Genomic DNA, 26,556 nt, shown 5'->3' on the forward strand with positions numbered 1-26,556 from the left:
CCCCCCTACCGCGCGTCCCGCCCCGGTCCGCCGCGGCCTCGAGCCCTCCCCTGGGCCGCTTGCCGACGTACCGATGCGGGAGATGTATGACGGTATTGACGATTGAACCCGTATGGCAAGACCTGGAACCAGGTCTCACGTTTTTGTTGGTTTGCCGTCATCCGTTCTTCTTGCGGGGCGCTTTCGTGCGGTGTGGGTCCCCGGACCGTTCCGCTTTGCCCCCCGAAGCCCAAGATGCCGGGCCTCAATGTGGCGCAGCTCGCCGGAGAGCGTCAAGACCGCACCGGCCCTCCCGCTGACTTTCGTCCGATACTGAACGACTGTCAGCCAATTTTTGGCATGGACACTTCCGGTCAACGCGCGTAGCTGCTACCACGGTTGTGGCAGAGATCTGCTAAGGGAGGTTCCATGAGACGTTTCCGACTTGTCGGCTTTCTGAGTTCAGTCCTCCTCGCCGCCGGCGCCGCCCTCACCGGGGCCGCGACCGCTCAGGCGGCTCAACCCGCCGCGGCCGAGGGCTATGTGGCGCTCGGCGACTCCTACTCCTCCGGGGTCGGAGCGGGCAGTTACATCAGCTCCAGCGGCGACTGCAAGCGCAGCACCAAGTCCCACCCCTACCTGTGGGCGGCAGCCCATTCACCCTCGACGTTCGACTTCACCGCCTGCTCCGGTGCTCGTACGGGTGATGTTCTCGCCGGACAGCTCGGCCCGCTCGGCTCCGCCACCGGCCTGGTCTCGATCAGCGTCGGCGGCAACGACGCCGGCTTCGCCGACGTCATGATGACGTGCGTACTCCAGTCCGAGAGCTCCTGCCTGTCGCGGATCGCCACCGCGAGGGCGTACGTCGACTCGACGCTGCCCGGCAACCTCGACGACGTCTACTCGGCGATCCGCGGCAAGGCACCCGGTGCCCATGTCGTCGTCATCGGCTACCCGCGCTTCTACCAGCTCGGGACCTCCTGCATCGGCCTCTCCGAGACCAAGCGGAAGGCGATCAACGACGCCGCCGACCATCTCAACACCGCGATCGCCAAGCGCGCCGCCGACCACGGCTTCACCTTCGGTGACGTACGAGCACCCTTCACCGGTCACGAGATCTGCTCCGGCAGCTCCTGGCTGCACAGCGTGAACTGGCTGAACATCGGCGAGTCGTACCACCCGACCGCGGCCGGTCAGTCCGGCGGCTACCTGCCGGTCCTCAACAGCGCAGCCTGACCGGAAGCGGAAGGAGAGGAAGAAGAGGAGGAGGGGGATGCCCCGCCCGTCGGGGGCTCCGTCTCCTCCTCCTCTGTTTCCGTCTCTGTCTCCGTCCCCGCCTCACAGGTGCTCAGCGGGGTGTCCTGGCGGAAGGGAGAGGCGCCCTCGACCGCCGCGTACAGCAGCACGCCCAGCGACCAGAGGTCGGACTCGGGGCCGGGCGTACGGCCCAGCGCCCGCTCCGGGGCGAGGAACTCGGGCGAGCCGACGACCTCGCCGGTCATCGTCAGCGCCGAGCTGCCCTCGACCGTGGCGATCCCGAAGTGGGTGAGCACCACACGGCCGTCGTTCGCCGGCAGCACGTTGGCCGGCTTCACATCCCGGTGCGGCACCCCCGCCCCGTGCGCGGCCCGCAGCGCGGACAGCACCTCGGCACCGATCCGCGCGGCACGCGGCGGTTCCAGCGGACCCTCGGCCTCCAGCAGGTCGGCCAGCGACAGCCCCCGGACCAGCTCCATCACGATCCATGGCCGGCCGCCGTCGGTGGCCACGTCGTACACCGTGACCACGTTGCGGTGGGAGATCCGGGCTGCGGCCCACGCCTCGCGCTCCAGCCGCGCGTACAGCCGCCGCACGTCGGCCTCCGGCAACCCGGCGGGCGCGCACCTCCTTGACGGCGACCTCCCGGCGCAGCACCTCGTCGCGGGCGCGCCACACCGTGCCCATGCCGCCCTCGCCGAGCGGGGACAGGAGACGGTAGCGGCCGGCGACCACGCGCTCCCCGCCCGGTTCCTCGGACACCGGCGCCCCCTATGGCGTCTCGCGCGGACATGCCCCGGGAACGGGCCCGCAGTTCTTCGTATTTCTCCCAGAAGTAGCTCAGCCGAGGGCGGATGCGACCCTCCGGGAAGAGCCCGGAATCCGGTTCCGCGCCCGGCACGTGCCCGTCCGGCCCGCGGCAGAGGGGGACCGGACGGAGGCGGACGAGCTGCTGACGCTCGTGGCGGAAGGCTGCCGGAAGGCCTTCGAGGAGCTGTACGAGCTGGTCTTCGGGCCGGTGTTCGAACTCGTACGACGTGTGGTGCGCGACCCCGCGCAGTCGGAGGAGGTGGCGCAGGAGGTGCTGCTCGAGCTGACGGTCCGCCGCGCGGTTCGCCCCGGGAGCCGGACGCGGGGCGACCCGGACGCGGGGCGAGCTGGACTCCGGGTGGGGCCGGGCACGTGAGATCGCCCACGTTCTCGCCGCTCCGGACGCCCGCGCGGCAGGTGGCGGGGACGGCCGGGCCGCGGTGTCGCGGTGGTCGCTTCCGCGTCCGAGGGGCGCGTGGTCGTCACCCTGGGCGGTTACCGCGAGCCGTCCGGCGACCGCGTGCATCAACTGTGGCTCGCGCGCCCCGGCGCCGGGACGCGCTCCCCGGGGCTCCTGGACGCCGGCGTGCCCCTGTACGCCTCCCGTCCGAACCGGTCCGCGACCTCACTGGCCGTGACCGTCGGACCCGACGGGCAGCCGGCCCGCCCGACGAGCAAGCCGGTTGCCCAACTCGCCCTGGAATCTGCCGGATTCGGAGAGTAGTCGTCAACCCCCTTACGGGGAAGGTGAATCCTGTGACCGCGATACACGCATGCCGTACCGGGGCGATAGGGTTACTCTGCCCGGGCCGGGTGGACTCGTACGGGTGGGGAGTGACATGGAACAGATAACAGTGCGCAGCAGGGCAAGGGTCCCTGCGATCACGTGCGGAAGCAGCGCGACCAGCTCGCGTCTCGACCGTCATCTCGCGGTGCTCGGAGGGCCTGCCCTCCCACAACGGGAGACAGTGGAGGCGACGTCGCTGATGCGTGAGCTGACCGCGCGTGAGCCCGCGCACAAGCGCAGCAGCAGGGGTGCCAGGGTGCGCCGGGTCTCGCTGTTCGCGCCACTGCGCCGACTGCGTCGCTCGCTGTTCGGCAACTGAGGCCCGCGCGTCGGCGGTCACACCGTCCCGGCGCGGCGCCGCCGCACACTCGTCCGTCATCCCCACGGTACGCAGCGGCGCCTCGGTGTGTTCCCGAGCGCGGGTGATCCCCGTCCCCCCGTACGTCCGTTCCGCGGGTTCGTCCCACGGGTTCGCCCCGTACGGCCGTCCCGCACGTACGTCCCGTACGTCCCGTACGTGTTCTCACGTCCTCGTCCCGCCGTCTCCCACCCGGCGGTGACGCTCACCGGCTCGCTCAGCCGTCCCCGCGCGCGTACCGGCGCACGGCGAGCGGGGCGAACACCGCCAGCAGTACCGCGCACCAGGCCAGCGACCCTGCGACGGGACGCGCCACCGGCCAGGCGGCCCCCTCCGGCACCGGCGCGTTGCCGAAGAGATCGCGCAGCGCCGTGGTCACCGCGCTGATCGGGTTCCACTCGGCGACCGTGCGCAGCCAGTCCGGCAGTCCCCCGGTCGGGATGTACGCGTTGGACAGCAGCGGCAGGATGAAGGTCGCGCCGCCGAGTTGACCGGCGGCCTCCTCGTTCCGGGTGAGCAGCCCCAGGTAGATCCCGACCCACGTCGTCGCGAAGCGGAACAGCAGCAACAGCCCCACCGCACCCGCCGCGCCGAGCGCGCTGCCCTCCACTCGCCAGCCCACCGCGAGCCCGACCAGCAGGAAGGGCAGCATTCCGGCGGCCGTGACGAGCACGTCGGCGACCGACTGCCCGAGCGGTACCGCCGCCCGGCTCACCGGCAGCGTCCGCAGACGGTCCGTCACGCCCCGGTGCGTGTCCTGGGCGGCCTGGAACATGCCGGTCATGATGCCGTTCGCGGCCGTCGCCACCAGCAGGCCCGGCACCAGGAAGGACCGGTACTCCGCGCCCGGCATCGCGAGCGCGCTGCCGAAGACGTAGCCGAAGAAGAGCAGCATCGTGACGGGCATCGTCTGGGTGAGGATCAGCAGTCCCGGACTGTTCTGCAGCCGCCGCAGCTGACGTCCCAGCATCGCGGTGCCGTCCAGGGCCAGGCCGTGGGTCTCTGTGCTCATGACACAAGCTCCTTGTCGTCACCGGTCAGGCGGAGGAAGACGTCGTCGAGGGTGGGCGGGCGCAGGCTCGCGTCCAGCAGGGGCACGCCCGCCGCGTCGAGTTCGCGCACCAGGCGCGGCAGCGTCAGTGTCGGATCGGTGCTGACCGCGCCGACGGTGCGCCGGTCGTGGTCCAGGGCCGGCCGCGAGCCCGTGAGCCGGTCGAGGACCGCCGCCGCCCGCGTCATGGCGTCCGCGTCCGTGACGACGGCCTCGGCGTACGTCCCCACCAGCGACTTGAGTGCGGCCGGTGACCCCCTGTGCGCGACCAGGCCCCGGTCCACCAGGGCGATGTCGTCGGCGAGGCGGTCTGCCTCCTCCAGGTACTGCGTGGTGAGCAGCACGGTCGTGCCGTCCTCCTTCAGGGCGCGCACGGCGTCCCAGATCTGGTTGCGGCTGGCCGGGTCGAGACCCGTGGTCGGCTCGTCCAGGAACAGCACCTCGGGGCGCCTCACGAGGCTCGCGGCCAGGTCGAGGCGGCGCCGCATGCCGCCCGACAGGGTGGACGCGGGGCGGTCGGCGGCATCGGTCAGCGCGAAGTGGTCGAGTAGTTCGTCGGCCCGCGCGGACGCGTCCCGCAGCCGGTGCAGCCGGGCGAACAGCCGCAGGTTCTGGCGTCCGGTGAGGTCCCCGTCCACCGACGCGTACTGCCCGGTGACGCCGATCCGGCGCCGGACGGCGGCGGCCTCGCGGACGAGGTCGTGCCCCGCGATCCGTGCCGAGCCCGCGTCCGGTCGCAGCAGCGTGGTCAGCAGGCGCACGGCCGTGCTCTTGCCCGCACCGTTCGGCCCGAGCAGCCCGCACACCGTGCCCTCGGCCACCGCCAGGTCCAGCCCGCACAGCGCGCGCACATCGCCGAAGCGCTTCTCCAGACCCTCACTAAGTACGGCGTACGTAGTAGTCATGGGGTGACCATAGCGCACTACGTACGCTGTACGTAACTAGGATGGTGGCGAGGTGATGACCATGGCGGGCCGAGCGGCCGTACCCGAAGTGATCTGGGCGCGCCCCGAGCGCACCGGCCGGGGGCCGAGGCCGGCGTACACCCGCGCCGACATCGCCGCCGCCGCCGTGCGGATCGCCGACGCCGAGGGGCTGGACGCGGTCTCGATGCGCCGCGTGGCCGCCGAGCTGGGCTGCGGCACCATGTCGCTCTACAACTACGTCCCCCGCAAGGAGGACCTGCACGAGCTGATGATGGACGCCGTCAGCGGCGAGCACGAACTGTGGGAGCCGAGCGGCGACTGGCGCGCCGACATGTTCCTGGTGGCCCACCGGACCCGGGCGCTGATGCACCGCCACACCTGGCTGCCCCGCCTGATGTCCCCGGTCCACGGCTTCAGCCCCAACGCCCTGCGGTACCTGGAGCACTGCCTGGCCTGCCTCGACTCCTTCGAAGCGTCCTACGGCACGAAGATGGAGCTGATCGCCATGGTCAACGGCGTCGTGACGACCTACGTCACCAACGAGATCTCCACCGCCGAACGCACCCGTTCGCTGCCCTGGACCGAGGAGCAGGAGAACGCCGTGCGCATCGCCCACCTGGGCCGGCAGGTGGCGAGCGGCGCCTATCCACGGCTGGCGGCGTCCTTCGCCGAGGACGCCGGGCCGATCGACCTGGAGGCGGTCTTCGAGCGGGCACTCACGCGGGTGCTGGACGGGTTCGCCTGAGCCGGAAGGTCTGCCGGGGGGTACGGAACAGGTCTTACAACAGCGCCAGCTGCCCCTCCGGCCCCTCCTCCCGACCGTCCAGTACGGAGGCCGGCCGGCGGGCCGCCGGGGCCACCGGCAGTACGCCCGCCTCGCGCAGCTCGGTCGCAGTGATCTCCGCCGTCGCCATCTCCGCCGTCACCGCCAGCTCCCGGCACCTCGGCCGCACCTCGGCGAGCAGGGCGAGGACCGTGACCAGTTCCAGCAGCTCCGACGTCCAGGTCTGCGGCCAGGTGGCCGGGCGGATCGCCGCCAGCGCGCCCGGCTCGCCCTCGGCGGTGCGGGCCGCGCACCACTGCTCCAGCACCCGCACCCCGCCCGCCTCGAAGTCCCAGGCACCCGGCGGCACGGGTGAGACCCTGCCCTCGTCCAGGTACAGCGCCTCCTCGTCCGGGTCGTAGCGCACGGTCACCGGGCGCGCGGGCAGCGGGGCGCGGACGTACGGGCGGCGGCCGCCGGGCAGCCTGGGTCGCTCGCCGTCGCGGCGCATCAGCCACAGGGCGCGCCGGCCCAGGCCGACACCGCGCTCCCACAGCACCGGGTCCGAGGTGAGCGGCACCCGGGAGCCCTCCCGCACGGTCGCCACCGCCCAGGCCAGCACCTCCACCGCATCGGGACGCCGGCCGAGCCGGGCGGCCAGATGGTCCAGGAGGCCGGGGGCCAGGTTCGGCTCCGTCCCGCCGGGACGGCGGTACAGCGGGCGTACCCGGGCGCCCCCCAGCAGCGGCAGCCGCGAGGTCGCGAGAAGCAGCGGAGGGCCGGCGGCACCGGGCGCCTCCACGACGAAGGCCTGCCGCTCGTCCATCACCCGCCACAGCTCCGGACGGGCCGCGTCGATCAGCCGGTGGTCGGGAATCAGCCACTGTTCGTCGAACGGCGCGCGCAGCACGCGCACCGGCTCCGGACACCGCCCCGAGGCCCGCGCCAGCCGCCCGGTGCCGCCGAGGCCGCCCGGCAACTGCCCGACCGCGGTGTGCGGCGTACGCGATCGCGTCGGCTCGAACAGGACCTCGCGGTCGGCTCCCTCGGCCTTCACCAAGGCGTCCCAGCGGGCCTTCAGGGACGCCGCGTCGGGGGCCGTCGGCCACGCCCGGCCGAGCCGCGGCGGTGCGACGGACCACGGCATGAGGTCCGCCAGCGGCGGAGCGTCGTCGTGCGTCACGCCGGGCATCGTACGACGGGGCACCGCGGCCTCACGTGGCATCCAGGGTGACCGTGAAGGAGAAGCGGTCCCCCCGGTAGTGGATGACCGCCACGTCCAGCACCCGCCCCGCCGTGTCGTAGGTGATGCCCGTGTAGTGCAGGATCGGGCTGAGCAGCGGGACCTCGAGCAGTCGCGCCGTCTCCGGGTCCGCCAGCCGGGCCTCCACCGTGTCCGTGATCCGGCCGATGTCCAGGCCCACCACGTCGCGCAGCACCTTGGTCATCGGTCGGCGGGCCAGGTCGTCCACGTCGATGCGGGCGGCGACCTCGGGGCGGACGTAGTTGCGGGCGTGGTTGGTGGGCTCCCCCGTCTGCTCGTCGCAGCGCAGCCGGTGGTACGTCGCCGTCTCGACCAGGTCCGGGAAGTACTCGGCGAGTTCGGACGGCACGGGGCCGGTGCCGTGGCCCAGGAGCTCCGCCTTCATGCCGGACTGCTGCGCCACGATCGCGTCCACCGAACCCAGCAGCCGCACCGGCGCCCCCCGCCGGGCGTCGGGCTCGATGAACGTGCCGCGCCGGCGGTGACGGGTGATCAGCCCCTCCTCCTCCAGCTCCTTCAGCGCCTGCCGCATGGTCAGCACACTCACCCCGTAGTGGCCGGCCAGCTGCTCCTCCGTGGGCAGCCGCAGCGGGTCCCGGGGGGAGCGGCCGAGTATCGAGGCGCGGAGGGACTGCGACACCTGGTACCAGAGCGGCAGCTTGCGGTTCAGAACGATGGAGTCCGGGGCGAAGGAGGTCACGGGCCATCCGTACCGGTAGGGAATCGTCAGTGCAAGGGGCGGAAGTGACGCTCCATGCCCCGCCAGACGTCGTCGTAGCGCGGTTGCAGGTGCTCGGCGCGGGCCGCCTGCGGTGTGAGGGTCACCGGCCACCGCGTCTCGAACATGAACGCCAGCCCGTCGTCGATCCGCTGTGGCTTCAGCTCGGCCGCGCTCGCCCGGTCGAAGGTCTCCCGGTCCGGGCCGTGCGCCGACATCATGTTGTGCAGCGAGCCGCCGCCCGGCACGAAGCCCTCCGCCTTGGCGTCGTAGGCGCCCTCGATCAGGCCCATGTACTCGCTCATCACGTTCCGGTGGAAGTACGGCGGCCGGAAGGTGTCCTCGCCCACCAGCCAACGCGGCGCGAAGACCACGAAGTCGACGCCCGCGAGACCGGGGGTGTCCGACGGGGAGGTCAGCACCGTGAAGATCGACGGGTCCGGGTGGTCGTACGAGATCGTGCCGATGACGTTGAAACGGCGCAGGTCGTAGACGTACGGGACATGGTTGCCGTGCCAGGCGACCACGTCGAGCGGGGAATGGTCGTAGGTCGCGGACCAGAGGTTCCCGCAGAACTTGTTGACCACCTCCACCGGTCCCGGCGTGTTCTCGTCGTCCTCGTACGCGGCGACCGGCGCCATGAAGTCCCGTACGTTCGCCAGGCCGTTGGCGCCGATCGGGCCGAGGTCGGGGAGACGGAAAGGGGCGCCGTAGTTCTCGCAGACGTAGCCGCGGGCGTCCTCGTCCAGGAGTTCCACCCGGAAGCGGACGCCGCGCGGGACCAGCGCCACATGGCCGGGCCCGGCGTGCAGCAGCCCGAACTCGGTGCGCAGCAGCAGGCCGCCGCGCTCGGGGACGATCAGCAACTCGCCGTCGGCGTCGCTGAAGACGCGCTCCATGGAGGCCGTGGCGTGGTACAGGTGCACGGCCATGCCGGTGCGCTGGGTGACGTCGCCGTTGCCGCCCAGTGTCCACAGGCCCGCCAGGAAGTCGGTCCCGGCCCCGGGCTCGGGCAGCGGGCCCCACCGCAGCCGGTTCGGGTCCGGCACGGCCTGGGTGAAGGGTGCGGTGCGGATCGCGCCGTTGCCCGTGCGGGTGAAAGCCGGGTGGGCCGCCGACGGGCGGATCCGGTACAGCCACGAACGCCGGTTGTCCGCCCTCGGCTCCGTGAACGCCGTGCCGCTCAACTGCTCCGCGTACAGCCCCAGGGGCGCCCGCTGCGGCGAGTTCCGACCTTCGGGCAGCGCTCCCGGAACGGCCTGCGAGCTGTGCTCGTTGCCGAAACCGGACAGGTAGGCCAGTCCCTCCGCGGTCTTCCGCGCGTCCCCGCTCATTGATCGCTCCCTCGCAATCCGATTCCCACCCTATTCCTATGGCACACCATAGGAATAGGGTTTCCCATGCGCAAGAGGTCGTACGGGGTTCGGGTCCACGCGGATCCCCTCCGGGGAGGATGACCGGAACCAGACCCCCGGGGGATCCGGACTGTCGGACCGGTGTTCTAGTCTCCCGTCATGTCGTGGATGCGGAGAGTGCTCGCCGTGCTCGCGGTCTGTGTCCTGCTGCTGACCGGATCCGTCGGCTGCGGCTCCGGTGACACGGGCGGTACGGGCGAACCGGAGGCCGGTGAATCGGCCACCCCGGTGGGCAGGCTGCTCGACGCCACCGACGAGGCGGGCCGGCGCTACCGGGAGGTGGACGAGGAGCACGCGCCGGAGGTCGGTGTCGAGGTACAGCCCGACGCCGACGACAGCTGGGACGTACGCCTGACCGTCCGCGACTTCCGGTTCTCGCCGGCCGGGACGGAGGCGAAGGCGGTGGCCGGCCGCGGCGTCGCCCACCTCTTCCTCGACGGCGACCTCCTCACCCGCCTGCGCGGCCCCGACCACCGCCTCGCCGCCGACCTCGTACCGCGCGGCACCCACCAGCTCACGGTCCGCCTGTACGCCGACGACGGCACCGTCTGGGCCGTCGACGGCGAGCCCGTCGAGAGTACGGCGGACATCACGGCGTCGGACGCGGAGCCGACGGAGGCGACCCGGCCGGAGGAGATCGAGGACCAGGCGTCGCCCGCACGCACGGCGGCCCGGTGAGTGGAGCCGGTGGCCGGCGCCGTACTGAAGGTCACAGTTCACCGGACGGCGGCGAAAGGGCATCATGAAGACCGTGTCCCACGCGACCTCGCTCCGCCGTGCCCCCGTGCAGCGGCGCAGTGCCGAACGGCTGACCCGGATCCTCGACGCCTGCGCCGACCTCCTCGACGAGGTCGGCTACGACGCCCTGAGCACCCGGGCCGTGGCGCTGCGCGCGGACGTCCCCATCGGTTCGGTGTACCGCTTCTTCGGCAACAAGCGGCAGATGGCCGACGCGCTGGCCCAGCGCAACCTGGAGCACTATGCGGAGCGGGTGACCGAACGCCTCACGGAGGCGGGGGACGGCGGCTGGCGCGGGGCGCTGGACGCGGTGCTCGACGAGTACCTGGCGATGAAGCGGACCGTACCCGGCTTCTCCCTGATCGACTTCGGCAACCAGATACCGGTCGGCGGCCGCCACGCCGTGCCCAACCACCGCGTCGCCGACCGGCTCACCGAGCTGCTCGCCGGCTACCTGGGCCGCCGCCCCGACGAGGACCTGCGCCGCGCCTTCCTCGTGGCCGTGGAGACCGCCGACACCCTCGTGCAACTCGCCTTCCGGGTCGCGCCGGGCGGGGACGAGGAAATCATCGAGGAGGCGCGACAGCTTCTGCGGGCCTATCTGGGGCGCGTGCTCGACTGACGGGGTCGGCGTGCTCGACCGATGGGGTCGGCGTGCTCGACTGGCGAGGTCGGCGTGTCCGACCGATGGGGTCGGCGTGCTCGACTGGCGGGTCGGCGTGCTCGACTGACGGTTCGACGGTGCTCGGCCCGTGGGGCGACGGTGCTCGGCCGGCGCGCCTGCCGTGTCCGCCCGACAGTCGAGGGCATGCGGCCGTTCACACAACCGTCGACGCAGGCCTCCCCAACATGCCTACCGGTCGGTATGCTCGCCGCGAGGTTACACGTCCGTGCGTCACCGCCGCCTCCGGGAGGACCCGTGTCCCGCACCGCCCTGCGTATCTGCCCCCTGTGCGAGGCCACCTGCGGCCTGGCCCTCACCATCGACGGCACCACGGTCACGGCCGCCCGCGGCGACCGCGACGACGTCTTCAGCCACGGCTTCGTCTGCCCCAAGGGCGCCTCCTTCGGGGCCGTCGACGCCGACCCCGACCGGCTGCGCGCCCCCCTGGTGCGCAGGGACGGCGAGCTGCGCGAGGCCACCTGGGAGGAGGCGTTCGACGCGGTCGCCGCCGGTGTCCGGCCCGTCGTCGAGCGGTACGGGCCGCACTCCGTCGGCGTCGTCCTCGGCAATCCCAACGTCCACACCGTGGCCGGCGCCCTCTACCCGAACGTCCTGCTCGGCGCCCTCGGTACCCGCAGCCTGTTCACCGCGTCCACGGTGGACCAGATGCCCAAGCACGTTTCGAGCGGGCTGCTCTTCGGCGACGCGAACGCCATCCCGGTCCCCGACCTCGACCGCACCGACCACCTGCTCCTGATCGGAGCCAACCCGCTGGAGTCCAACGGCAGTCTGTGCACCGCCCCCGACTTCCCCGGCCGACTCAAGGCGCTCAGGGCCCGCGGTGGCACCCTCACCGTCATCGACCCACGTCGCACCCGCACCGCCAAGCTCGCCGACCGGCACGTGGCGATCCGCCCCGGCACCGACGCGCTGCTCCTCGCGGCGATGGCCCACGTACTGTTCGAAGAGGGCCTGGCCGACCTCGGCCCGCTCGCCCCGCACGTCGAAGGAGTCGCGGAAGTCGCCGATGCCGTGGGCGACTTCACGCCGGAATCCGTCGCCGCCGCCTGCGACGTGGACGCCGACGTGACGCGCGCCCTCGCCCGCGAACTCGCCGCCGCTCCCACCGCCGCCGTGTACGGCCGCATCGGCAGCTGCACCGTCCCGCACGGCACCCTCGCCAGCTGGCTCGTGGACGTCCTCAACATCCTCACCGGCAACCTCGACCGTCCCGGCGGCGCCCTCTTCCCCCAGGCCGCCACCGACCGGACCCCCCGCCCCGCCGGGCCCGGCCGCGGGTTCGCGCTCGGCCGCTGGCACTCGCGGGTGAGCGGACACCCCGAGGCGAAGGGCGAACTTCCCCTGTCCGCCCTCACCGAGGAGATCGACACAGCCACCGGCACCGGCGAACCGGTCCGCGCGCTGCTCACGATCGCCGCCAACCCCGTGCTCTCCGCACCCGACGGGGACCGGCTCGACAAGGCACTGGACTCACTGGACTTCATGGTGAGCGTCGACCCCTACCTCAACGAGACCTCTCGCCACGCCCATGTCGTCCTGCCGCCGCCCCCGCCGGCCCAGAGCCCCCACCACGACTTCGCCTTCAACACCCTCGCCGTGCGCAACCAGGTCCGCTACACCCGCCCCGCCGTGCCGCTCGAGCCCGGACGGATGGCCGAGACGGAGATCCTGGCCCGGCTGATCCTGGCCGCCACCGGCACCCACGGCACCGACCCCGCCGCCGTCGACGCCATGGTGATCGAGCAGACGCTCGGCAAGGCCGTACGGGACGCGCACTCACCCGTGCACGGACGCGACCCGGGCGGACTGACCGCACGGCTCACCGGCGACAACGGTCCGGAGCGGCGACTCGACCTGATGCTGCGCCTCGGCCCCTACGGCGACGGCTTCGGCGCCCGGCCGGACGGGCTGAACCTCGAGAAGCTGCTCGCCCACCCGCACGGCATCGACCTCGGCCCGCTGCGCCCGCGCCTGCCGCAGCCGCTGAAGACCCGCAGCGGCAGGGTGGAGCTGCTGCCGGGGCCGATCAGCGCCGACCTGCCGCGTCTTCGGCAGGCCCTGGCCGAGCGCCCCGCCGGGCTCGTCCTCGTCGGCCGCCGCCACCTGCGCTCCAACAACAGCTGGATGCACAACATCCCGACCCTCACCGGCGGTTCCAACCGCTGCACCCTCCACCTCCACCCCGACGACGCCGAACGGCTCGGCGTGAGTGCCGGGCAGTCCGTGCGGGTCAAGGCCGCCGGGGGAGAGGTGACCGCCCCCGCCGAGGTCACCGACACCGTCCGGCCCGGCGTCGTCAGCCTCCCGCACGGCTGGGGCCACGACCGCCCCGGCACCCGCCTGAGCCACGCCGCCGCCGACCCCGGCGTCAACGTCAATCAGCTCCTCGACGGCAGCATGCTCGACCCGCTCTCGGGCAACGCCGTCCTCAACGGCGTACCCGTCGAGCTGGCGCCGCTGACCGACGCAAAGCTGTGACCTGCATTTTTGCTCTTATTGCTCGCATGTCAACGTCTTGTTAACGCAGCTTCACGGCACCTAACGTCGCTCGCACCGCCTGCCCCGGTGGGATGTTCAAGGGCGAACGTTAGGTACTCACTCATGCTGACCATCCTCGGCTTCGCCATGATCGCGACCTTCCTGGTCCTGATCATGATGAAGAAGATGTCGCCGATCGCGGCGCTCGTGCTGATCCCCGCGCTGTTCTGCGTGTTCGTCGGCAAGGGCGCCGAACTCGGCGACTACGTCATCGACGGCGTGTCCACCCTCGCGCCCACCGCGGCCATGCTCATGTTCGCGATCGTCTACTTCGGGGTGATGATCGACGTCGGGCTCTTCGACCCGATCGTCCGGGCCATCCTGAGGTTCTGCAAGGCCGACCCGATGCGGATCGTCGTCGGTACGGCCCTGCTCGCCGCCATCGTCTCGCTGGACGGCGACGGCTCCACCACCTTCATGATCACGGTCTCGGCGATGTACCCGCTGTACAAGCGCCTGAAGATGAGCCTGGTCGTGATGACCGGCGTCGCCGCGATGGCCAACGGTGTGATGAACACCCTGCCCTGGGGCGGCCCCACCGCCCGCGCCGCCACCGCCCTGAAGGTCGACGCCACCGACATCTTCGTCCCGATGATCCCGGCCCTGGCCGTCGGCCTGCTGGCGGTCATCGTCCTGTCGTACGTGCTCGGTCTGCGCGAGCGCAGGCGGCTGGGCACGCTGTCGCTGGACGAGGCGCTGGTGGGGGAGCCCGAGAGCGAGACTGTGCTGGTCGGTGCGGGTGCGGGTGCGGGTGCGGGTGCGGGTGCGGGTGCGAGTGCGGGCTCGGGCTCGGGCTCGGCTTCCGGGTCCGGTGGCCGTGTCGGTTCGGGCTCGGGCTCGAATTCGGGTCCGGGTGCCGGTTCGGTTTCGGGGAAGGCCGACGCGGGCTCCGGCGGGGCCCAGGAGGCCGCCGTCGAGGACGACGGGTCCGACGACGACTTCCAGGGCCTCGACCCGAACCGGCCCACCCTGCGCCCCAAGCTGTACTGGTTCAACGCGCTGCTCACGGTCGCGCTGCTCACCGCCATGATCATGGAGATGCTGCCGATCCCGGTGCTCTTCCTGCTCGGCGCCGCGCTCGCGCTCACCGTCAACTTCCCGCACATCCCGGACCAGAAGGCCCGCATCGCGGCCCACGCGGACAACGTCCTCAACGTCTCCGGCATGGTCTTCGCCGCCGCGGTCTTCACCGGCGTCCTCACCGGTACCGGCATGGTCGACCACATGGCCAACTGGCTCGTGGACACCATCCCCGACGGCATGGGCCCGCAGATGGGCCTCGTCACCGGCCTGCTCAGCCTGCCGCTCACCTACTTCATGTCGAACGACGGCTTCTACTTCGGTGTCCTGCCGGTGCTCGCCGAGGCCGGTCAGGCACACGGTGTGTCGACGCTGGAGATCGCCCGCGCCTCGATCGTCGGCCAGCCGCTGCACATGTCCAGCCCGCTCGTCCCGGCCGTGTACGTCCTGGTCGGCATGGCCAAGGTCGAGTTCGGCGACCACACGCGGTTCGTGGTGAAGTGGGCGGTCCTGACGAGCCTGGTGATCCTCGCGGCGGGCATCCTGTTCGGCATCATCTGATCATCTGCCCGGCTCCCGCCGACCGTGCGTGGGAGCCGGGTGCCCAGGAAGGACACGACCATGGCGCCCGGTGGGAACCGCGGGAACCGCGGCTGGCTGCTCCGCCTCGTCATCGCCTTCGGCTTCGCGCAGGGGGCGGTGTCGATGGCCCGGCCCGCCGTCTCCTACCGAGCCCTCGCGCTGGGCTCGGACGAACAGGCGGTCGGGGTCATCGCCGGCGTGTACGCGCTGCTGCCGCTGTTCGCCGCCGTCCCGCTCGGCCGCCGCACCGACCACGGCCGCTGCGCGCCGCTGCTGCCCGTCGGCGTGGTCCTCATCGCCGGCGGCTGCGCGCTGAGCGGTATCGCGGAGTCCCTGTGGGCGATGGCGCTGTGGAGCGGCGTCATGGGTCTCGGCCACCTCTGCTTCGTCATCGGTGCCCAGTCGCTGGTCGCCCGCCAGTCCGCGCCGCACGAGCAGGACCGCAACTTCGGCCACTTCACCATCGGCGCCTCGCTCGGCCAGCTGGTCGGGCCCGTCGCGGCCGGCGTGCTGATCGGCGGCCGGGACATGGCGGCCAGCAGCGCCCTGGCCCTGGTGGTGGCGGGCGCGGTCGCCGCGGTCGCCTTCACGTCGCTGTGGCGCATAGAGCACCCGGCGGCCGGCAAGTCCCGTAGGGAACAGGGCGCGCGCGTCCCCGTCGGCAGCATCCTGCGTGCCCGGGGCGTGCCCGCGGGCATCCTGATCAGCCTGTCCGTCCTGTCGGCGACCGACATCCTCACCGCCTACCTGCCGGTGGTCGGCGAGCACCGGGGCATCTCGCCGGTCGTGATCGGGGTACTGCTCAGTCTGCGGGCCGCCGCCACGATCGCCTGCCGGCTGGTGCTGACGCCCCTGCTGCGGCTGCTCGGCCGCACCGTGCTGCTCACGGCCACCTGTCTGCTGGCCGCTCTGCTGTGCGCCGGGGTCGCGCTGCCGGTGCCGGTGTGGGTGCTCGGGCTGATGCTGGTCGTCCTCGGCTTCTGTCTCGGCGTGGGCCAGCCGCTGTCCATGACGACCGTCGTCCAGGCGGCCCCCGACGGAGCCCGTTCCACCGCCCTCGCCCTGCGCCTGACCGGCAACCGGCTCGGCCAGGTCGCCGCGCCCGCCGCGGCGGGCCTGATCGCCGGCGTCGCGGGCGTGGCCGCGCCGTTCGTGATGCTCGGCGCCCTGCTGCTCATTTCCTCTGGCATCGCCCTGCGAGCCCCGTCCACCGGACCGGCCGCGGACCGGCCGCCCGCCGCGGACGAACCCGAGGACACCCCTCGCCGCCGGGCCCCGCGCCGGACGGCCCGTTAGCGACCCGCCTGCCGGACCCCCGGAGTCCCGCGGCGTCGAGGGACCGTGTCGCCGGCCTCGGACCCGCCTCCCACGACACCCCCTTCCCACGACACCCTCTCCCGCGACACCCCCCTCCCATGACGCACGTCTTGTGCGACGCACGTCTTCTGCGACGCCCGCTTTGTGTGGCGCCCGCCTCCTGGGAGACTCCGTCCCTGAATCAGGCCGTCCGCTTTCTCGTCATTTGGACACCCGCACCAAGATTGCGTCCAGTGTCTTCCCCCAGCCGCGCACATTCCGTTAGCTTCCGTGACTCACACGCCCCGTACGACCCGCACGTGGGCGTCCGACCGCGGAGCACCAGCGCTCAGTGAGCCCCCGGGGGCACCTCCCATGACACGCGCCATCTCCCTGCACGACGTGAGCAAGACCTACGCGCGAGGCGTCCGCGTGGTGGACCGGCTGTCGCTGGACATCGCGCCCGGCGAGTTCCTCGTCCTGCTCGGCCCCTCCGGCTGCGGCAAGTCCACCGTGCTGCGCATGATCGCCGGCCTGGAGGAGATCACCGACGGCCGACTGCTGCTGGACGGCGAGTACGGCAACGACCTGCTCCCCTCCGAGCGGAGCATGGCGATGGTCTTCCAGAACTTCGCCCTGTACCCGAACATGACGACCCGCGGGAACATCGGCTTCCCGCTGCGTGTCGAGGCACCGCAGGCCGACCCCGGCCCCCGTGTGGACGCCACCGCCCGCATGCTGGGCATCGAGGACCTCCTCGACCGCTTCCCCGCCCAGCTCTCCGGCGGTGAACGCCAGCGCGTCGCCATGGGCCGGGCGATCGCCCGCCACCCCACCGCCTTCCTGATGGACGAGCCGCTGTCCAACCTCGACGCCAAGCTCCGCAACCACCTGCGCGCCGAGATCACCAAACTGACCCGGGAACTGGGCGTCACCACGATCTACGTCACCCACGACCAGTCCGAGGCCATGTCCCTCGGCGACCGCGTCGCCGTGCTGCGCGGCGGTGTGCTCCAGCAGGTGGACACCCCGCGCGCGGTGTACGCCCTGCCGCGCAACGTCTTCGTCGCCGCCTTCATCGGCACCCCGCGCATCAACCTGCTGCGCGGCCTCGTGCGGGCGCCGCTCGACGGGGCGATGACCATCAGCCTGGGCAAGCAGTTCCTGCGCCTGCCCGAACCGCTCTCCCTGGACCACCAGCTGCTCCGCGTCCAGCAGGGCCGTGAGGTGATCGTGGGACTGCGTTCGGAGGCCGTGCGGATCGCGAAGCCCGCCTCCGCCCGCCCCGGCGAGGTGCTGCTCACCGGCCTGGTGGAGCACGTCGAGTTCCAGGGCCACGAGGTCCTCGTCCACTTCAACACCGGTTCGCAGCCGGCCGTCGTGCCCGACCTGGAGGCTCCGCGCCCCGGCGCCCGCCCGGCCGGGCGCCGCCGCCGCGACGGCACGGTTCTGAACCGGCTGAAGGAACGGGCGGGCGCCCTGCGGGCCGGCCCGGTGGCGGTCATGGACGAGCCGGGGGTCGCCCGACCCGCCGCCGGACCCGCCGTCGCCGCCCCCGACGGCCGCCTCCCCGGAGACCTGATCGTCCGGACCACCCCCGACATCGACCTTCGTCACGGCATGCAGGTCCCTCTCCTCGTCGACCTCGCCCATCTGTTCGTCTTCGACCAGCACGGCGACCGGATCTGCCCCGCCCCGGCCCGGCTGCCGGACCTGGAGGAGTGACGTCGTCGGCGATCAGGCCCGTCGGGAGGGTGAGCCGCGCCACCATGGTGGTCGCCCCTGGTGCCGTAAAACTATCGGCGCTAGTTTGGGGTCGGACGACGAGGCCCGCCCGGAGGGAACGCGATGAAGGCACACGACGGCATGTACATCGACGGAGCCTGGCGGCCCGCCGACGGCCGGGACACGATCGAGGTGGTCAACCCGGCCGACGAGCAGGTGATCGGCAAGGTCCCCGCGGGCAACGCCCTGGACGTCGACACCGCCGTACGGGCCGCCCGCGCCGCCCTGCGGGGCTGGGCTGCCACGCCGCCCGCCGAGCGGGCCGCACGCCTGGCCGCCCTGCGGGACGTACTGGTGGCCCGCAAGGACGAGATCGCCGACACCGTCACCGCAGAGCTGGGCTCGCCGCCGAAGCTCTCGCAGGCCGTGCACGCCGCCGCCCCGATCGCGGTCGCGGGATCCTACGCCGAGCTGGCGGCGACGTACGTCTTCGAGGAGAAGGTCGGCAACTCCGTCGTCCACCACGAGCCGGTCGGCGTGGTCGCCGCCATCACCCCCTGGAACTACCCACTCCACCAGATCGTCGCCAAGGTCGCCCCGGCGCTCGCGGCCGGCTGCACGATCGTGCTGAAGCCCGCCGAGGACACCCCGCTCACCGCCCAGCTCTTCGCGGAGGCGGTGCACGAGGCCGGCGTTCCGGCGGGCGTCTTCAACCTGGTCACCGGCCTCGGTCCGGTCGCCGGGCAGGCCCTTGCCGAGCACCCGGGCGTCGACCTGGTCTCCTTCACCGGCTCCACGGCCGTGGGCCGTCGGATCGGCGCGACCGCCGGCGCCGCCGTCAAGAAGGTCGCCCTCGAACTCGGCGGCAAGTCCGCCAACGTCATCCTCCCCAGCGCCGACCTGGCCAGGGCAGTGAACGTCGGCGTCGCCAACGTCATGTCCAACTCCGGCCAGACGTGCAGCGCCTGGACCCGCATGCTGGTGCCCGCCGACCGGTACGACGAGGCCGTGGAGCTGGCCACCGAGGCCGCCGCGAAGTACGGCGACCGGATCGGCCCGGTCGTCAACGCCAAGCAGCGGGAACGCGTGCGCGGTTACATCGAGCAGGGCGTCGCCGAGGGCGCGCGCCTTGTCGCGGGCGGCCCCGAAGCCCCACGCGAGCAGGGCTACTTCGTCGCCCCGACCGTCTTCGCCGACGTGACGCAGGACATGACCATCGCCCAGGAGGAGATCTTCGGGCCGGTCCTGTCCATCCTCCGCTACACGGACGAGGAGGACGCCCTGCGGATCGCCAACGGCACGGTCTACGGCCTCGCCGGCGCCGTCTGGGCCGGCGACGAGACCGAGGCGGTCGCCTTCGCCCGCCGGATGGACACCGGCCAGGTCGACATCAACGGCGGCCGGTTCAACCCGCTGGCGCCCTTCGGCGGCTACAAGCAGTCCGGCGTGGGCCGCGAACTGGGCGCGCACGGCCTGTCCGAGTACCTCCAGACCAAGTCCCTCCAGTTCTAGTTCCAGGGGAGTCGTCCACGTCATGGCCGTCCGTACCGCTGTCCGTGCCGCCGTCGTACCCGCCGTAGGCGCCCCGCTGGAGGTCACCGGGATCGAGCTGCCCGAGCCCGGCCCGGGCCAGGTCCGGGTGAAGCTCGCCGCCGCCGGCGTCTGCCACTCCGACCTGTCCCTGTCCAACGGCACCATGCGCGTGCCGCTCCCCGCCGTCCTCGGCCACGAGGGCGCCGGCACGGTCCTCGCCGTCGGCGAGGGCGTCACCCACGTCGCCCCCGGCGACGACGTCGTCCTCAACTGGGCCCCGTCCTGCGGCGGCTGTCACGCCTGTTCGCTCGGCGAGGTCTGGCTGTGCGCGAACGCCCTGGCCGGCGCGGCGAACGTGCACGCCCGCCGCGCCGACGACGGCACCGACCTGCACCCCGGTCTGAACGTCGCCGCGTTCGCCGAGGAGACGGTGGTGGACGCCGGGTGCCTCCTGCCCGTCCCCGACGGCATCCCGCTCACCGACGCCGCCCTGCTCGGCTGTGCCGTCCTCACCGGCTACGGCGCCGTCCACCACTCGGCGCGGGTGCGCGAGGGGGAGACGGTCGCGGTCTTCGGCGTCGGGGGAGTGGGCCTCGCCGCGCTCCAGGCGGCCCGCATCGCGGGCGCGTCGAAGATCGTCGCGGTCGACGTGTCACCCGAGAAGGAGGAGCTGGCCCGCGCCGCCGGAGCCACCGACTACCTGATCGCCTCCGACACCACCGCCCGCGAGATCCGCGCCCTCACCGGCAAGCAGGGCGTCGACGTCGCCGTCGAGTGCGTCGGCCGGGCCGTCACCATCCGCACGGCCTGGGAGTCCACCCGGCGCGGCGGCCGCACCACGGTCGTCGGCATCGGCGGCAAGGACCAGCAGGTCACCTTCAACGCCCTGGAAATCTTCCACTGGGGCCGCACCCTGTCCGGCTGCGTCTACGGCAACGCCGACCCGGCCAGGGACCTCCCGGTACTGGCCGAACACGTCCGCGCCGGACGCCTGGACCTCGGCGCCCTGGTGACCGAGCGCATCGCCCTGGACGGCATCCCGGCGGCCTTCGAGAACATGCTGGCGGGCAAGGGCGGGCGGGCCCTGGTGGTGTTCTAGACGAGCCGAGCTCGGGCCGTGTCCGGGCCTTTCCGGACCGGCCCAGGCCTGTCCCAGCCTGTCCGCAACGGCCTCAGAGCCGGTCGGCGTCCTCGCGGCGCGGCTTCGGGGCGGGCCCGGCCCGCTCCGGGGCCGCTCCCGCGCGCTTCCCGGCTTCGGGGAACAATGGAACATCGGTTGGCGCTGAGGGCTGGTCTTGCCGTCTGGCACAGCGTCCAACGGCTCTGCCGAGGTTCGGCAAAGCTCGGTTGAGAGCTGGAGAGATTCTTCTACCTCGATGACGTCGATCGTGCGCTGATCGGCAAGCGGCGCGGGGATCAGAACCGGCTCGGGTTCGCGCTCCAGATGTGCACGGTGCGCTACGTCGGGCTGTTCCTGCAGGACCCGCTCGCGGTGCCGTGGCCGGTCATCGAGCACCTCGGCCAGGAGCTGGGCATCGAGGACGTCTCGTGCATCAAGCAGTACACCGAGAGGTTGAAGACGGCGTACGAGCACGCGTGGGAGATCCGGGACGCCACGGCTACCACCAGTACGAAGACCCTGAGTGGGGCCGGTTGTTCCGTACGTTCCTGCACGGCCGGGCGTGGACGAACGCCGAGGGGCCGGTGGCGCTGTTCAACCAGTCGGGGCACTGGCTGCGCCGGAACCGGGTGCTGCTGCCCGAAGTGAGCGTGCTGGCCCGGCAGTCGCCGAAGCGCGCGGAATCGCCGAGCAGCGGCTGTACGCGACCGTGGCGAACGCGACCCGCCGGGCGGACGCCTCGCTGCCCGGGGACCTGGTCGCGCTGTTGGACGTGCCGGAGGGCAAGCGGCTCTCGGAGCTGGAGCGGATGCGCCGGCCGTCGACGCGGACCACCGGCAACGCGATGAAGGGGGCCCTGGAGCGGGTCGACGAGATCGCGGCCTTCCGCCTGGGGAAGGTGAAGGTCGAGCAGATCCCGCCGAACCGGCTGGTAGCGCCGGCGAAGAACGGGCTGGGCTCGAAGGCCCGTACCTGGCCCGCACCCCGGAGCCGAAGCGCACGGCGATGGTCACCGCGGTGGTCCGGTCGCTGGAGGCGGCGGCGATCGACGATGCCTTGGACCTGTTCGCGCTCCTGATGCAGGTCAAGCTGATCAGCTCGGCGAAGCGGGCAACGAACAGCGACCGGCTGTCGACGCTGCCTCGGTTGGAGAAGGCGTCGCGGGTGATGACGGCGGTCTGGCGGGTGCTCTCCGAGGAGTTGGGCGTGGTCGAGGAGCACGGCACTGATCTGGACGTGGCCGCACTGTGGCAGGCGGTGGAAACGGTCGCCCCGCGCGAGGAGGCCAACGCTGCCGCGGCGACGGTGGAGGAACTGGTCCCGCCCGGGGACGATGCGGCCGAGATGGCGGTCCGCGCACTCCTGGCCGTCCGGTACGACACGGTACGTCCGCTCTTGACCCTGCTCGGGGAGTCGACGGCGCTCGGTGCGGCGTCGGGCGGGTGTCGGGTGCTGGCCGCTGTGCAGAAGCTGCCCGCGCTGTCGCGGCGCCGGGTGAAGGACGAGCCGCTGCTGCCGAGAGGACGACGAGGGCACCGGCGAATGACGCGGCGTTAGGGCGCGTATCGGGTCGCGATCAATGAGCATCGCAGCTTCCGGAGCGGGTGCCGGCCTGGGGCACGGGGCCCGGCGATCTGCGGCTGCGCCGTGTGGACGCGAGTGACCGGAAGCGTTGCCGCAGGCAGCGGCGGGGGCCCGAGGGCCCCGGCCGCATGCCCGCCGGGACGGTGTGTCAGACCACGGCGAGCCGGTCCACCAGCAGCTCCACCCTCTGCGCGGCGTCCTCCGGCAGCAACCGTCCCGCCCGGGTCAGGGTCGCGAGGCCGTGCAGGGACGCCCAGAACATCTCGGTGAACAGCCCCGGGTGGACACCGTCCCCGGCGACCTCGCCCAGGCTCTCCAGCAGCGCGGCGAAGGCGTCCTTCAGCGGCTCCGGGGTGTCCTCCTGCGCGTACGCCAGGCCGCCGTCGAGCTGGAACAAGGCGTCGTAGACCGCCGGGTTGCGTGCGGCGAAGTCGAGGTAGGCGCGGGCGAGCGCGGCGACCTGCTCGCGCGGGCCGTCCGCGGCGGAGGTCGCGGCACGCACCGCCGCGGCCAGCTCGGCAGCGCCCTCCAGGGCGACGGCGCCGATGATCTCCCGCTTGCCGCGGAAGTGGCTGTAGAGGACGGGCTGGCTGTACTCGATGCGCTCGGCGAGCCGACGGGTTGTGACCGCGTCCCAGCCCTGCTGCTCAGCGAGTTCGCGGGCTGTCGCCACGATGAGGCGCTCGCGCTCCGCCCGTTCGCGCTGCTTGCGTTCTTGTACCGACATGACTCGAATCCTAGCATCGCTAGACAATCGAGCGGCAGTAGCACTAGCGTTGCCTCGTCATCTAGCAGCGCTAGATCTCAGGAGAGGTCATCATGCTCAACGCACTCGAGGTGTTCACCACCGTGATCGTCGGCCTGATGGTGGGGGTGGAGTTCTCCGTCGCCTTCGTCATGAACCGGATCTTCAACGCCCTTCCCGAGGACAGCGGCCAGCTCGCCCGCGCCCACGGGGGCCGGATGCTCGGCGCCCTCATGCCGTTCTGGTACATCGGCTCGCTCGTCCTCAGCGCGGTCTGGGCCATCGCCGGATGGGACCGCCCAGGCGCCGGACTCGTCGTCATCGCCGCCGCGCTGCTGATCGTGAGCGTGATCATGTCGCTCCTGCTGCTCGTCCCGATCAACAACCGGGGCAAGACGTGGACCCCCGAGAACCGGCCCGCGGACTGGAAGGAGCAGATGAACCGCTGGGACCGCTACCACTACGTCCGCGTCGCCGTCATCGTCGCCGCCTTGGCCTGCCTGGTCACTGCCCTCGCCTGAGCCCGAAATCCACAAGGAGAAGAACAATGTCACTGAAGAAGATCAACACCGTCCTGGCCGCCGCCTTCCTCCTCTTCATCCTCTGGTTCGGGTCGGAGTTCATCCTGCGCCCGGAGACGGTGGCGCCGGGCTTCGGCCTGCCGAGCTGGCCGTCCGGCGACGGCGGCGGCTTCCTGATCGTCAAGGGAACCCGCGACGTCGTCATGGCCCTGGTACTGGGTGTCCTGCTGGTGGCAGGTCACCGCCGGGCGCTGGGCTGGGCGATGCTGGTGGAGGCCCTCGCCGCGTACGGGGACATGGCCAACGTGCTGGCCCACCGTCTGCTCGACCAGAGGCATATCCGACTGCCACCCTCACCGTCCCACGTGAACCAAGAGCTGGCACAGGAAGGCCAAAACGGGTTGCGACCGTGCATATGATCGGCTTGGGTGCGTGCTCGTGACTGCCTTGAAAGATCTTGTACGTCCGGACCGCTATCCACGCTCCTCTCGGTACGACCCCGCCTGGTTGCTCGACCTCGACATGGGGCCGAACCCGCTGTGGCTGCTGGAAGACCTCGCCCACGATCTCGACCTGCGCCCGGGCATGCGGGTTCTCGACCTCGGCTCCGGCAAGGGCGCCACGTCGGTGTTCCTGGCCCGCGAGTACGGAGTCGACGTCGTCGCGGCCGACCTGTGGATCGCCCCCGAACAGGCGGCACAGGTCTTCGCCAAGGCGGGTGTCGGCGACCATGTGGAGGCCGTGCGAGCGGAGGCGCACGCCCTGCCGTTCGAGGAGCAGAGCTTCGACGCGATCGTCAGCGTGGACGCCTTCGAGTACTTCGGTACGGCGGACAACTTCCTGCCCTACCTGCTGCGCTTCCTCCGGCCCGGGGGACAGCTGGGCATGGCGACTCCCGCCACGACACGGGAGATCCGTGAACTCGGGATGATCCCGCCCCACATCAAGGAAGTGGTCGGCTGGGAAGCGATAGCCTGGCACACGGCGGAATGGTGGCGCTTCCAGTGGGACATCACCGAGTTGGTGAAGGTCACATCCGCGCGGCTGCAGCAGGACGCCTGGCAGGACTGGCTGCTGTGGGCCCGAGCCGGCGCTGAGCACCATCCCGACGGCCAGAGCGCGAACCAGCCCGTTATCGACATGCTCACCACAGACCGTGGAGAATTCCTCTCCTTCGCTCTGGTAACCGCACATAAGAACTGAGCACACGCCACGTCGACGGTCTGTCTCTCCGGTCGTGATCGGAGAGACAGAACCTAGTCCCCCTGAGGTTGATCCCTGGTGTCCACTCCCGGGGATCAACCTCACGTATGCGGTTTTCGATACGCCGGTGATATGTTCCGGAATTCCCGGTCCAGCCTGTTCCGGCACGTTCCGTACCGGGATGCGGTCACCTGCTGACGCGGGCCGCCACCGGCCGGTGGTCGCTCGTGGTGGCTGGCAGCACCCACGAACTCGGCGGCCCCACGCCCCGGGTGAGGCGCGCCGCCCGCCAAGGTGAGCGGCCCGGCACCTCGCCGAGCACCGACCACGACATCAGGACGACGAGGGCGGCAGGGCCGCGGACCGAGACGAAGGCGGAGGCCCACAGGGCGCCGGTGAGCGGCGGATTCCGGACGAGGTCCAGGGATGCCCGGTGCCTCAGCGCAGCTCCGCCGGATCGATGCCCAGCAGCTCCGACAGCGCCTCCTCGCCCGCCGGTGTCACCCTCACCGCACGCTCCGAGCCGATGCGTACGCACCAGCCCGTGTCCAGGGCGTGCCGGCACAGGGCGGCGCCCGCGACGCCCGCGAGATGGGGGCGGCGTTCGGTCCAGTCGAGGCAGGCACGGGCCAGCGGCCGGCGACCGGTGGGCTTCAGCGCGATCCCGGCGTACTCGAACCAGCCGAGGCCCGCGTCGGTGAGCGCGAAGCCGGTGTCCTGGCGCAGCAGGCCGCGCCCGGTGAGCGCGTCGGTGACCGTGATGCCGAGCCGTCCGGCGAGGTGGTCGTAGCAGGTGCGGCCCCGCGCCATCGCCGAGCCGGCGCTGGACGCCCGCAGCGTGCGCGGACGACGTGCCGCGGCCTGCGGCGCGACCTGTGCGGCCAGGTCCTCCACCAGGTGTGCGACCCGCTCGTCGGCCAGTCGTACATACCGGTGCCGCCCCTGCCGTTCCTCGGCCAGCAGTCCGCCCGCGACGAGCTTGCCCAGGTGCTCGCTGAGTGTGGAGGCGGCGACCCCCGCGTGCCGGGCCAGCTCACCGGCGGTCCACGCCCGCCCGTCGAGCAGCGCCAGCAGGCACGCGGCCCTGGTCTCGTCGGCGATCAGCCCGGCCAGCCGCGCCAGCCCGGGCGCTTCGGGGTCCCTCTCGGTCATGCGTCCCAGGATGCGGTACGCACGGTCCGGCGGGCGCCGAAGTGTCCTCGGAGTCCTCAGGTGCCCTGTGCCACCTGGGCGTACTGCTGCGCCAGCCCGTCCAGCAGCGCCGTCAGCCCGGTCTCGAAGGCCCGTTCGTCGATCTTCTCCTGCTGCTCGGCCAGGAGGTGGGCCTGCTGGAGGTGGGGGTAGTCGGCGGGATCGTAGGCGCCGGCGTCGTCCACGAAGCCGCCGGCGAAGGAGCCGAGTGCCGAGCCCATGATGAAGTAGCGCATCAGCGCGCCGATGGACGTGGCCTGGGCCGGGGGCCAGCCCGCCGCGACCATCGCGCCGTAGACGGCGTCCGCGAGGTGCAACGCGGCCGGGCGGCGGCCGGGACCGTGGGCCAGCACCGGGACGATGTTGGGGTGGTCACGCAGGGCCGCCCGGTAGGAGACGGCCCAGTCGTGCAGCGCGGTCCGCCACTCCCGGCCGTCCTCGAACATCGACAGGTCGACCTGTGCGCTCACCGAGTCGGCGACCGCCTCGAGGATCTCGTCCTTGGTGCGGAAATGGTTGTAGAGCGAGGGCCCGCTGACTCCCAGCTCCGCGGCGAGCCGGCGCGTCGAGACGGCCGCGAGGCCCTCCGCGTCCACCAGCGCGCGGGCGGTCGCGACGATCCGGTCGGTGCTGAGCAGGGGCTTGCGCGGTCGGGCCATGGCGCACATAGTAGGGCTGCGGCTCTAAACTAGCAGTGCTAATTTAAATGTCCGCCGCTCAAGATCGATGCAGGACCAATGCAGGACC

23 protein-coding genes and 3 pseudogenes are annotated in these 26,556 nt (G+C 72.0%); 17 read left to right on the forward strand and 9 right to left on the reverse strand.

Annotated elements, in window-relative coordinates; translation table 11 throughout:
- The first annotated feature begins 408 nt into the window (after positions 1-408).
- A complete protein-coding gene (locus ABEA26_RS24140) occupies positions 409-1,215 on the forward strand; it encodes an SGNH/GDSL hydrolase family protein (protein ID WP_345595425.1) in 807 nt (268 codons plus the stop codon).
- A 50-nt stretch (positions 1,216-1,265) separates the two neighbouring features.
- Here the strand turns inward: ABEA26_RS24140 and ABEA26_RS24145 are convergent.
- Positions 1,266-1,998, reverse strand: a pseudogene (locus ABEA26_RS24145) (serine/threonine-protein kinase); the annotation flags it as partial.
- 139 nt (positions 1,999-2,137) lie between these two features.
- Between ABEA26_RS24145 and ABEA26_RS24150 the strand changes: the two are divergent.
- From ABEA26_RS24150 to ABEA26_RS24160, 3 genes and pseudogenes are all read left to right on the forward strand, one after another.
- Positions 2,138-2,366, forward strand: a pseudogene (locus ABEA26_RS24150) (sigma factor); the annotation flags it as partial.
- A gap of 128 nt (positions 2,367-2,494) precedes the next feature.
- Positions 2,495-2,770 (forward strand): anti-sigma factor, encoded by a 276-nt coding sequence (locus tag ABEA26_RS24155; RefSeq protein ID WP_345595427.1) that lies wholly within the window; start codon positions 2,495-2,497, stop codon positions 2,768-2,770.
- A gap of 115 nt (positions 2,771-2,885) precedes the next feature.
- Positions 2,886-3,152 (forward strand): hypothetical protein, encoded by a 267-nt coding sequence (locus tag ABEA26_RS24160; RefSeq protein ID WP_345595428.1) that lies wholly within the window; start codon positions 2,886-2,888, stop codon positions 3,150-3,152.
- A 256-nt stretch (positions 3,153-3,408) separates the two neighbouring features.
- Here ABEA26_RS24160 and ABEA26_RS24165 read toward each other — a convergent pair whose 3' ends face one another.
- Complete coding sequence (locus tag ABEA26_RS24165; protein ID WP_345595430.1) at positions 3,409-4,203, reverse strand: ABC transporter permease; 795 nt, start codon at positions 4,201-4,203, stop codon at positions 3,409-3,411.
- Complete coding sequence (locus ABEA26_RS24170) at positions 4,200-5,147, reverse strand: ATP-binding cassette domain-containing protein (protein WP_345595432.1); 948 nt, start codon at positions 5,145-5,147, stop codon at positions 4,200-4,202. Before ABEA26_RS24170 ends, ABEA26_RS24165 begins: the two co-directional genes overlap by 4 nt.
- A gap of 61 nt (positions 5,148-5,208) precedes the next feature.
- Here ABEA26_RS24170 and ABEA26_RS24175 point away from each other — a divergent pair, with 61 nt between their 5' ends.
- Positions 5,209-5,913, forward strand: coding sequence for a TetR/AcrR family transcriptional regulator (locus tag ABEA26_RS24175; RefSeq protein WP_345595434.1), 705 nt, complete (start codon positions 5,209-5,211; stop codon positions 5,911-5,913).
- Between the two features lie 34 nt (positions 5,914-5,947).
- Here ABEA26_RS24175 and ABEA26_RS24180 read toward each other — a convergent pair whose 3' ends face one another.
- From ABEA26_RS24180 to hmgA, 3 genes are read right to left on the reverse strand one after another with little or no spacing between them, the layout of a single operon-like run.
- The gene (locus ABEA26_RS24180) at positions 5,948-7,123 is read right to left on the reverse strand and encodes a type ISP restriction/modification enzyme (protein ID WP_345595435.1); all 1,176 of its coding nucleotides are present in this window, start codon (positions 7,121-7,123) and stop codon (positions 5,948-5,950) included.
- Between the two features lie 22 nt (positions 7,124-7,145).
- Complete coding sequence (locus ABEA26_RS24185; protein WP_345595437.1) at positions 7,146-7,895, reverse strand: GntR family transcriptional regulator; 750 nt, start codon at positions 7,893-7,895, stop codon at positions 7,146-7,148.
- Between the two features lie 26 nt (positions 7,896-7,921).
- Positions 7,922-9,247 (reverse strand): homogentisate 1,2-dioxygenase, encoded by a 1,326-nt coding sequence (gene hmgA, locus ABEA26_RS24190; RefSeq protein WP_345595439.1) that lies wholly within the window; start codon positions 9,245-9,247, stop codon positions 7,922-7,924.
- 180 nt (positions 9,248-9,427) lie between these two features.
- Here hmgA and ABEA26_RS24195 point away from each other — a divergent pair, with 180 nt between their 5' ends.
- From ABEA26_RS24195 to ABEA26_RS24235, 9 genes and pseudogenes are all read left to right on the forward strand, one after another.
- Positions 9,428-10,006 (forward strand): hypothetical protein, encoded by a 579-nt coding sequence (locus ABEA26_RS24195; RefSeq protein WP_345595441.1) that lies wholly within the window; start codon positions 9,428-9,430, stop codon positions 10,004-10,006.
- A 64-nt stretch (positions 10,007-10,070) separates the two neighbouring features.
- Complete coding sequence (locus ABEA26_RS24200) at positions 10,071-10,688, forward strand: TetR/AcrR family transcriptional regulator (protein ID WP_345595442.1); 618 nt, start codon at positions 10,071-10,073, stop codon at positions 10,686-10,688.
- A 297-nt stretch (positions 10,689-10,985) separates the two neighbouring features.
- Positions 10,986-13,229 carry a molybdopterin oxidoreductase family protein gene (locus tag ABEA26_RS24205; RefSeq protein ID WP_345595443.1) on the forward strand — a complete coding sequence of 748 codons (2,244 nt, stop codon included), beginning with the start codon at positions 10,986-10,988 and terminating at the stop codon, positions 13,227-13,229.
- Positions 13,230-13,352: 123 nt separating this feature from the next.
- The gene (locus ABEA26_RS24210) at positions 13,353-14,870 is read left to right on the forward strand and encodes a CitMHS family transporter (RefSeq protein WP_345595444.1); all 1,518 of its coding nucleotides are present in this window, start codon (positions 13,353-13,355) and stop codon (positions 14,868-14,870) included.
- Positions 14,871-14,930: 60 nt separating this feature from the next.
- Positions 14,931-16,187 (forward strand): MFS transporter, encoded by a 1,257-nt coding sequence (locus ABEA26_RS24215; RefSeq protein ID WP_345595445.1) that lies wholly within the window; start codon positions 14,931-14,933, stop codon positions 16,185-16,187.
- Between the two features lie 375 nt (positions 16,188-16,562).
- On the forward strand, positions 16,563-17,912 hold the full coding sequence (locus ABEA26_RS24220) for an ABC transporter ATP-binding protein (RefSeq protein ID WP_345595446.1): 1,350 nt from the start codon (positions 16,563-16,565) through the stop codon (positions 17,910-17,912).
- Positions 17,913-18,035: 123 nt separating this feature from the next.
- The gene (locus ABEA26_RS24225) at positions 18,036-19,424 is read left to right on the forward strand and encodes an aldehyde dehydrogenase family protein (protein WP_345595447.1); all 1,389 of its coding nucleotides are present in this window, start codon (positions 18,036-18,038) and stop codon (positions 19,422-19,424) included.
- A 22-nt stretch (positions 19,425-19,446) separates the two neighbouring features.
- Positions 19,447-20,544 (forward strand): Zn-dependent alcohol dehydrogenase, encoded by a 1,098-nt coding sequence (locus tag ABEA26_RS24230; RefSeq protein WP_345595448.1) that lies wholly within the window; start codon positions 19,447-19,449, stop codon positions 20,542-20,544.
- A gap of 252 nt (positions 20,545-20,796) precedes the next feature.
- Positions 20,797-22,086, forward strand: a pseudogene (locus ABEA26_RS24235) (DUF4158 domain-containing protein); the annotation flags it as partial.
- Between the two features lie 211 nt (positions 22,087-22,297).
- Here the strand turns inward: ABEA26_RS24235 and ABEA26_RS24240 are convergent.
- Positions 22,298-22,876, reverse strand: a complete 579-nt coding sequence (locus ABEA26_RS24240; protein WP_345595449.1) for a TetR/AcrR family transcriptional regulator — start codon at positions 22,874-22,876, stop codon at positions 22,298-22,300.
- A gap of 92 nt (positions 22,877-22,968) precedes the next feature.
- Between ABEA26_RS24240 and ABEA26_RS24245 the strand changes: the two genes are divergently transcribed.
- Genes ABEA26_RS24245 through ABEA26_RS24255 form a run of 3 tightly spaced genes read left to right on the forward strand, consistent with a single transcriptional unit; the run spans position 22,969 to position 24,618 of the window.
- On the forward strand, positions 22,969-23,415 hold the full coding sequence (locus ABEA26_RS24245; protein ID WP_345595450.1) for an anthrone oxygenase family protein: 447 nt from the start codon (positions 22,969-22,971) through the stop codon (positions 23,413-23,415).
- 26 nt (positions 23,416-23,441) lie between these two features.
- The gene (locus ABEA26_RS24250; RefSeq protein ID WP_345595451.1) at positions 23,442-23,834 is read left to right on the forward strand and encodes a DUF4267 domain-containing protein; all 393 of its coding nucleotides are present in this window, start codon (positions 23,442-23,444) and stop codon (positions 23,832-23,834) included.
- A gap of 19 nt (positions 23,835-23,853) precedes the next feature.
- Complete coding sequence (locus tag ABEA26_RS24255) at positions 23,854-24,618, forward strand: SAM-dependent methyltransferase (protein WP_345595452.1); 765 nt, start codon at positions 23,854-23,856, stop codon at positions 24,616-24,618.
- A gap of 438 nt (positions 24,619-25,056) precedes the next feature.
- Here the strand turns inward: ABEA26_RS24255 and ABEA26_RS24260 are convergent, their stop codons facing one another.
- Together ABEA26_RS24260 and ABEA26_RS24265 are read right to left on the reverse strand one after the other, a co-directional pair.
- On the reverse strand, positions 25,057-25,770 hold the full coding sequence (locus ABEA26_RS24260; protein ID WP_345595453.1) for an ArsR/SmtB family transcription factor: 714 nt from the start codon (positions 25,768-25,770) through the stop codon (positions 25,057-25,059).
- Positions 25,771-25,826: 56 nt separating this feature from the next.
- A complete protein-coding gene (locus ABEA26_RS24265; protein ID WP_345595454.1) occupies positions 25,827-26,468 on the reverse strand; it encodes a TetR/AcrR family transcriptional regulator in 642 nt (213 codons plus the stop codon).
- Positions 26,469-26,556 lie beyond the last annotated feature (88 nt).

Origin of the sequence: Streptomyces marokkonensis, assembly GCF_039539045.1 — a bacterium.
Taxonomy (GTDB): Bacteria; Actinomycetota; Actinomycetes; order Streptomycetales; family Streptomycetaceae; genus Streptomyces; species Streptomyces marokkonensis.

What these genes read in the sequence shown, in the direction of transcription:
- ABEA26_RS24140 (WP_345595425.1), top strand. Translation starts at nt 409, where the DNA reads ATGAGACGTTTCCGACTTGTCGGCTTTCTGAGTTCAGTCCTCCTCGCC.
- ABEA26_RS24160 (WP_345595428.1), top strand. Translation starts at nt 2,886, where the DNA reads ATGGAACAGATAACAGTGCGCAGCAGGGCAAGGGTCCCTGCGATCACG.
- ABEA26_RS24165 (WP_345595430.1), bottom strand. Translation starts at nt 4,203, where the DNA reads ATGAGCACAGAGACCCACGGCCTGGCCCTGGACGGCACCGCGATGCTG.
- ABEA26_RS24170 (WP_345595432.1), bottom strand. Translation starts at nt 5,147, where the DNA reads ATGACTACTACGTACGCCGTACTTAGTGAGGGTCTGGAGAAGCGCTTC.
- ABEA26_RS24175 (WP_345595434.1), top strand. Translation starts at nt 5,209, where the DNA reads ATGGCGGGCCGAGCGGCCGTACCCGAAGTGATCTGGGCGCGCCCCGAG.
- ABEA26_RS24180 (WP_345595435.1), bottom strand. Translation starts at nt 7,123, where the DNA reads ATGCCCGGCGTGACGCACGACGACGCTCCGCCGCTGGCGGACCTCATG.
- hmgA (WP_345595439.1), bottom strand. Translation starts at nt 9,247, where the DNA reads ATGAGCGGGGACGCGCGGAAGACCGCGGAGGGACTGGCCTACCTGTCC.
- ABEA26_RS24195 (WP_345595441.1), top strand. Translation starts at nt 9,428, where the DNA reads ATGTCGTGGATGCGGAGAGTGCTCGCCGTGCTCGCGGTCTGTGTCCTG.
- ABEA26_RS24200 (WP_345595442.1), top strand. Translation starts at nt 10,071, where the DNA reads ATGAAGACCGTGTCCCACGCGACCTCGCTCCGCCGTGCCCCCGTGCAG.
- ABEA26_RS24210 (WP_345595444.1), top strand. Translation starts at nt 13,353, where the DNA reads ATGCTGACCATCCTCGGCTTCGCCATGATCGCGACCTTCCTGGTCCTG.
- ABEA26_RS24215 (WP_345595445.1), top strand. Translation starts at nt 14,931, where the DNA reads ATGGCGCCCGGTGGGAACCGCGGGAACCGCGGCTGGCTGCTCCGCCTC.
- ABEA26_RS24220 (WP_345595446.1), top strand. Translation starts at nt 16,563, where the DNA reads ATGACACGCGCCATCTCCCTGCACGACGTGAGCAAGACCTACGCGCGA.
- ABEA26_RS24225 (WP_345595447.1), top strand. Translation starts at nt 18,036, where the DNA reads ATGAAGGCACACGACGGCATGTACATCGACGGAGCCTGGCGGCCCGCC.
- ABEA26_RS24230 (WP_345595448.1), top strand. Translation starts at nt 19,447, where the DNA reads ATGGCCGTCCGTACCGCTGTCCGTGCCGCCGTCGTACCCGCCGTAGGC.
- ABEA26_RS24240 (WP_345595449.1), bottom strand. Translation starts at nt 22,876, where the DNA reads ATGTCGGTACAAGAACGCAAGCAGCGCGAACGGGCGGAGCGCGAGCGC.
- ABEA26_RS24245 (WP_345595450.1), top strand. Translation starts at nt 22,969, where the DNA reads ATGCTCAACGCACTCGAGGTGTTCACCACCGTGATCGTCGGCCTGATG.
- ABEA26_RS24250 (WP_345595451.1), top strand. Translation starts at nt 23,442, where the DNA reads ATGTCACTGAAGAAGATCAACACCGTCCTGGCCGCCGCCTTCCTCCTC.
- ABEA26_RS24260 (WP_345595453.1), bottom strand. Translation starts at nt 25,770, where the DNA reads ATGACCGAGAGGGACCCCGAAGCGCCCGGGCTGGCGCGGCTGGCCGGG.
- ABEA26_RS24265 (WP_345595454.1), bottom strand. Translation starts at nt 26,468, where the DNA reads ATGGCCCGACCGCGCAAGCCCCTGCTCAGCACCGACCGGATCGTCGCG.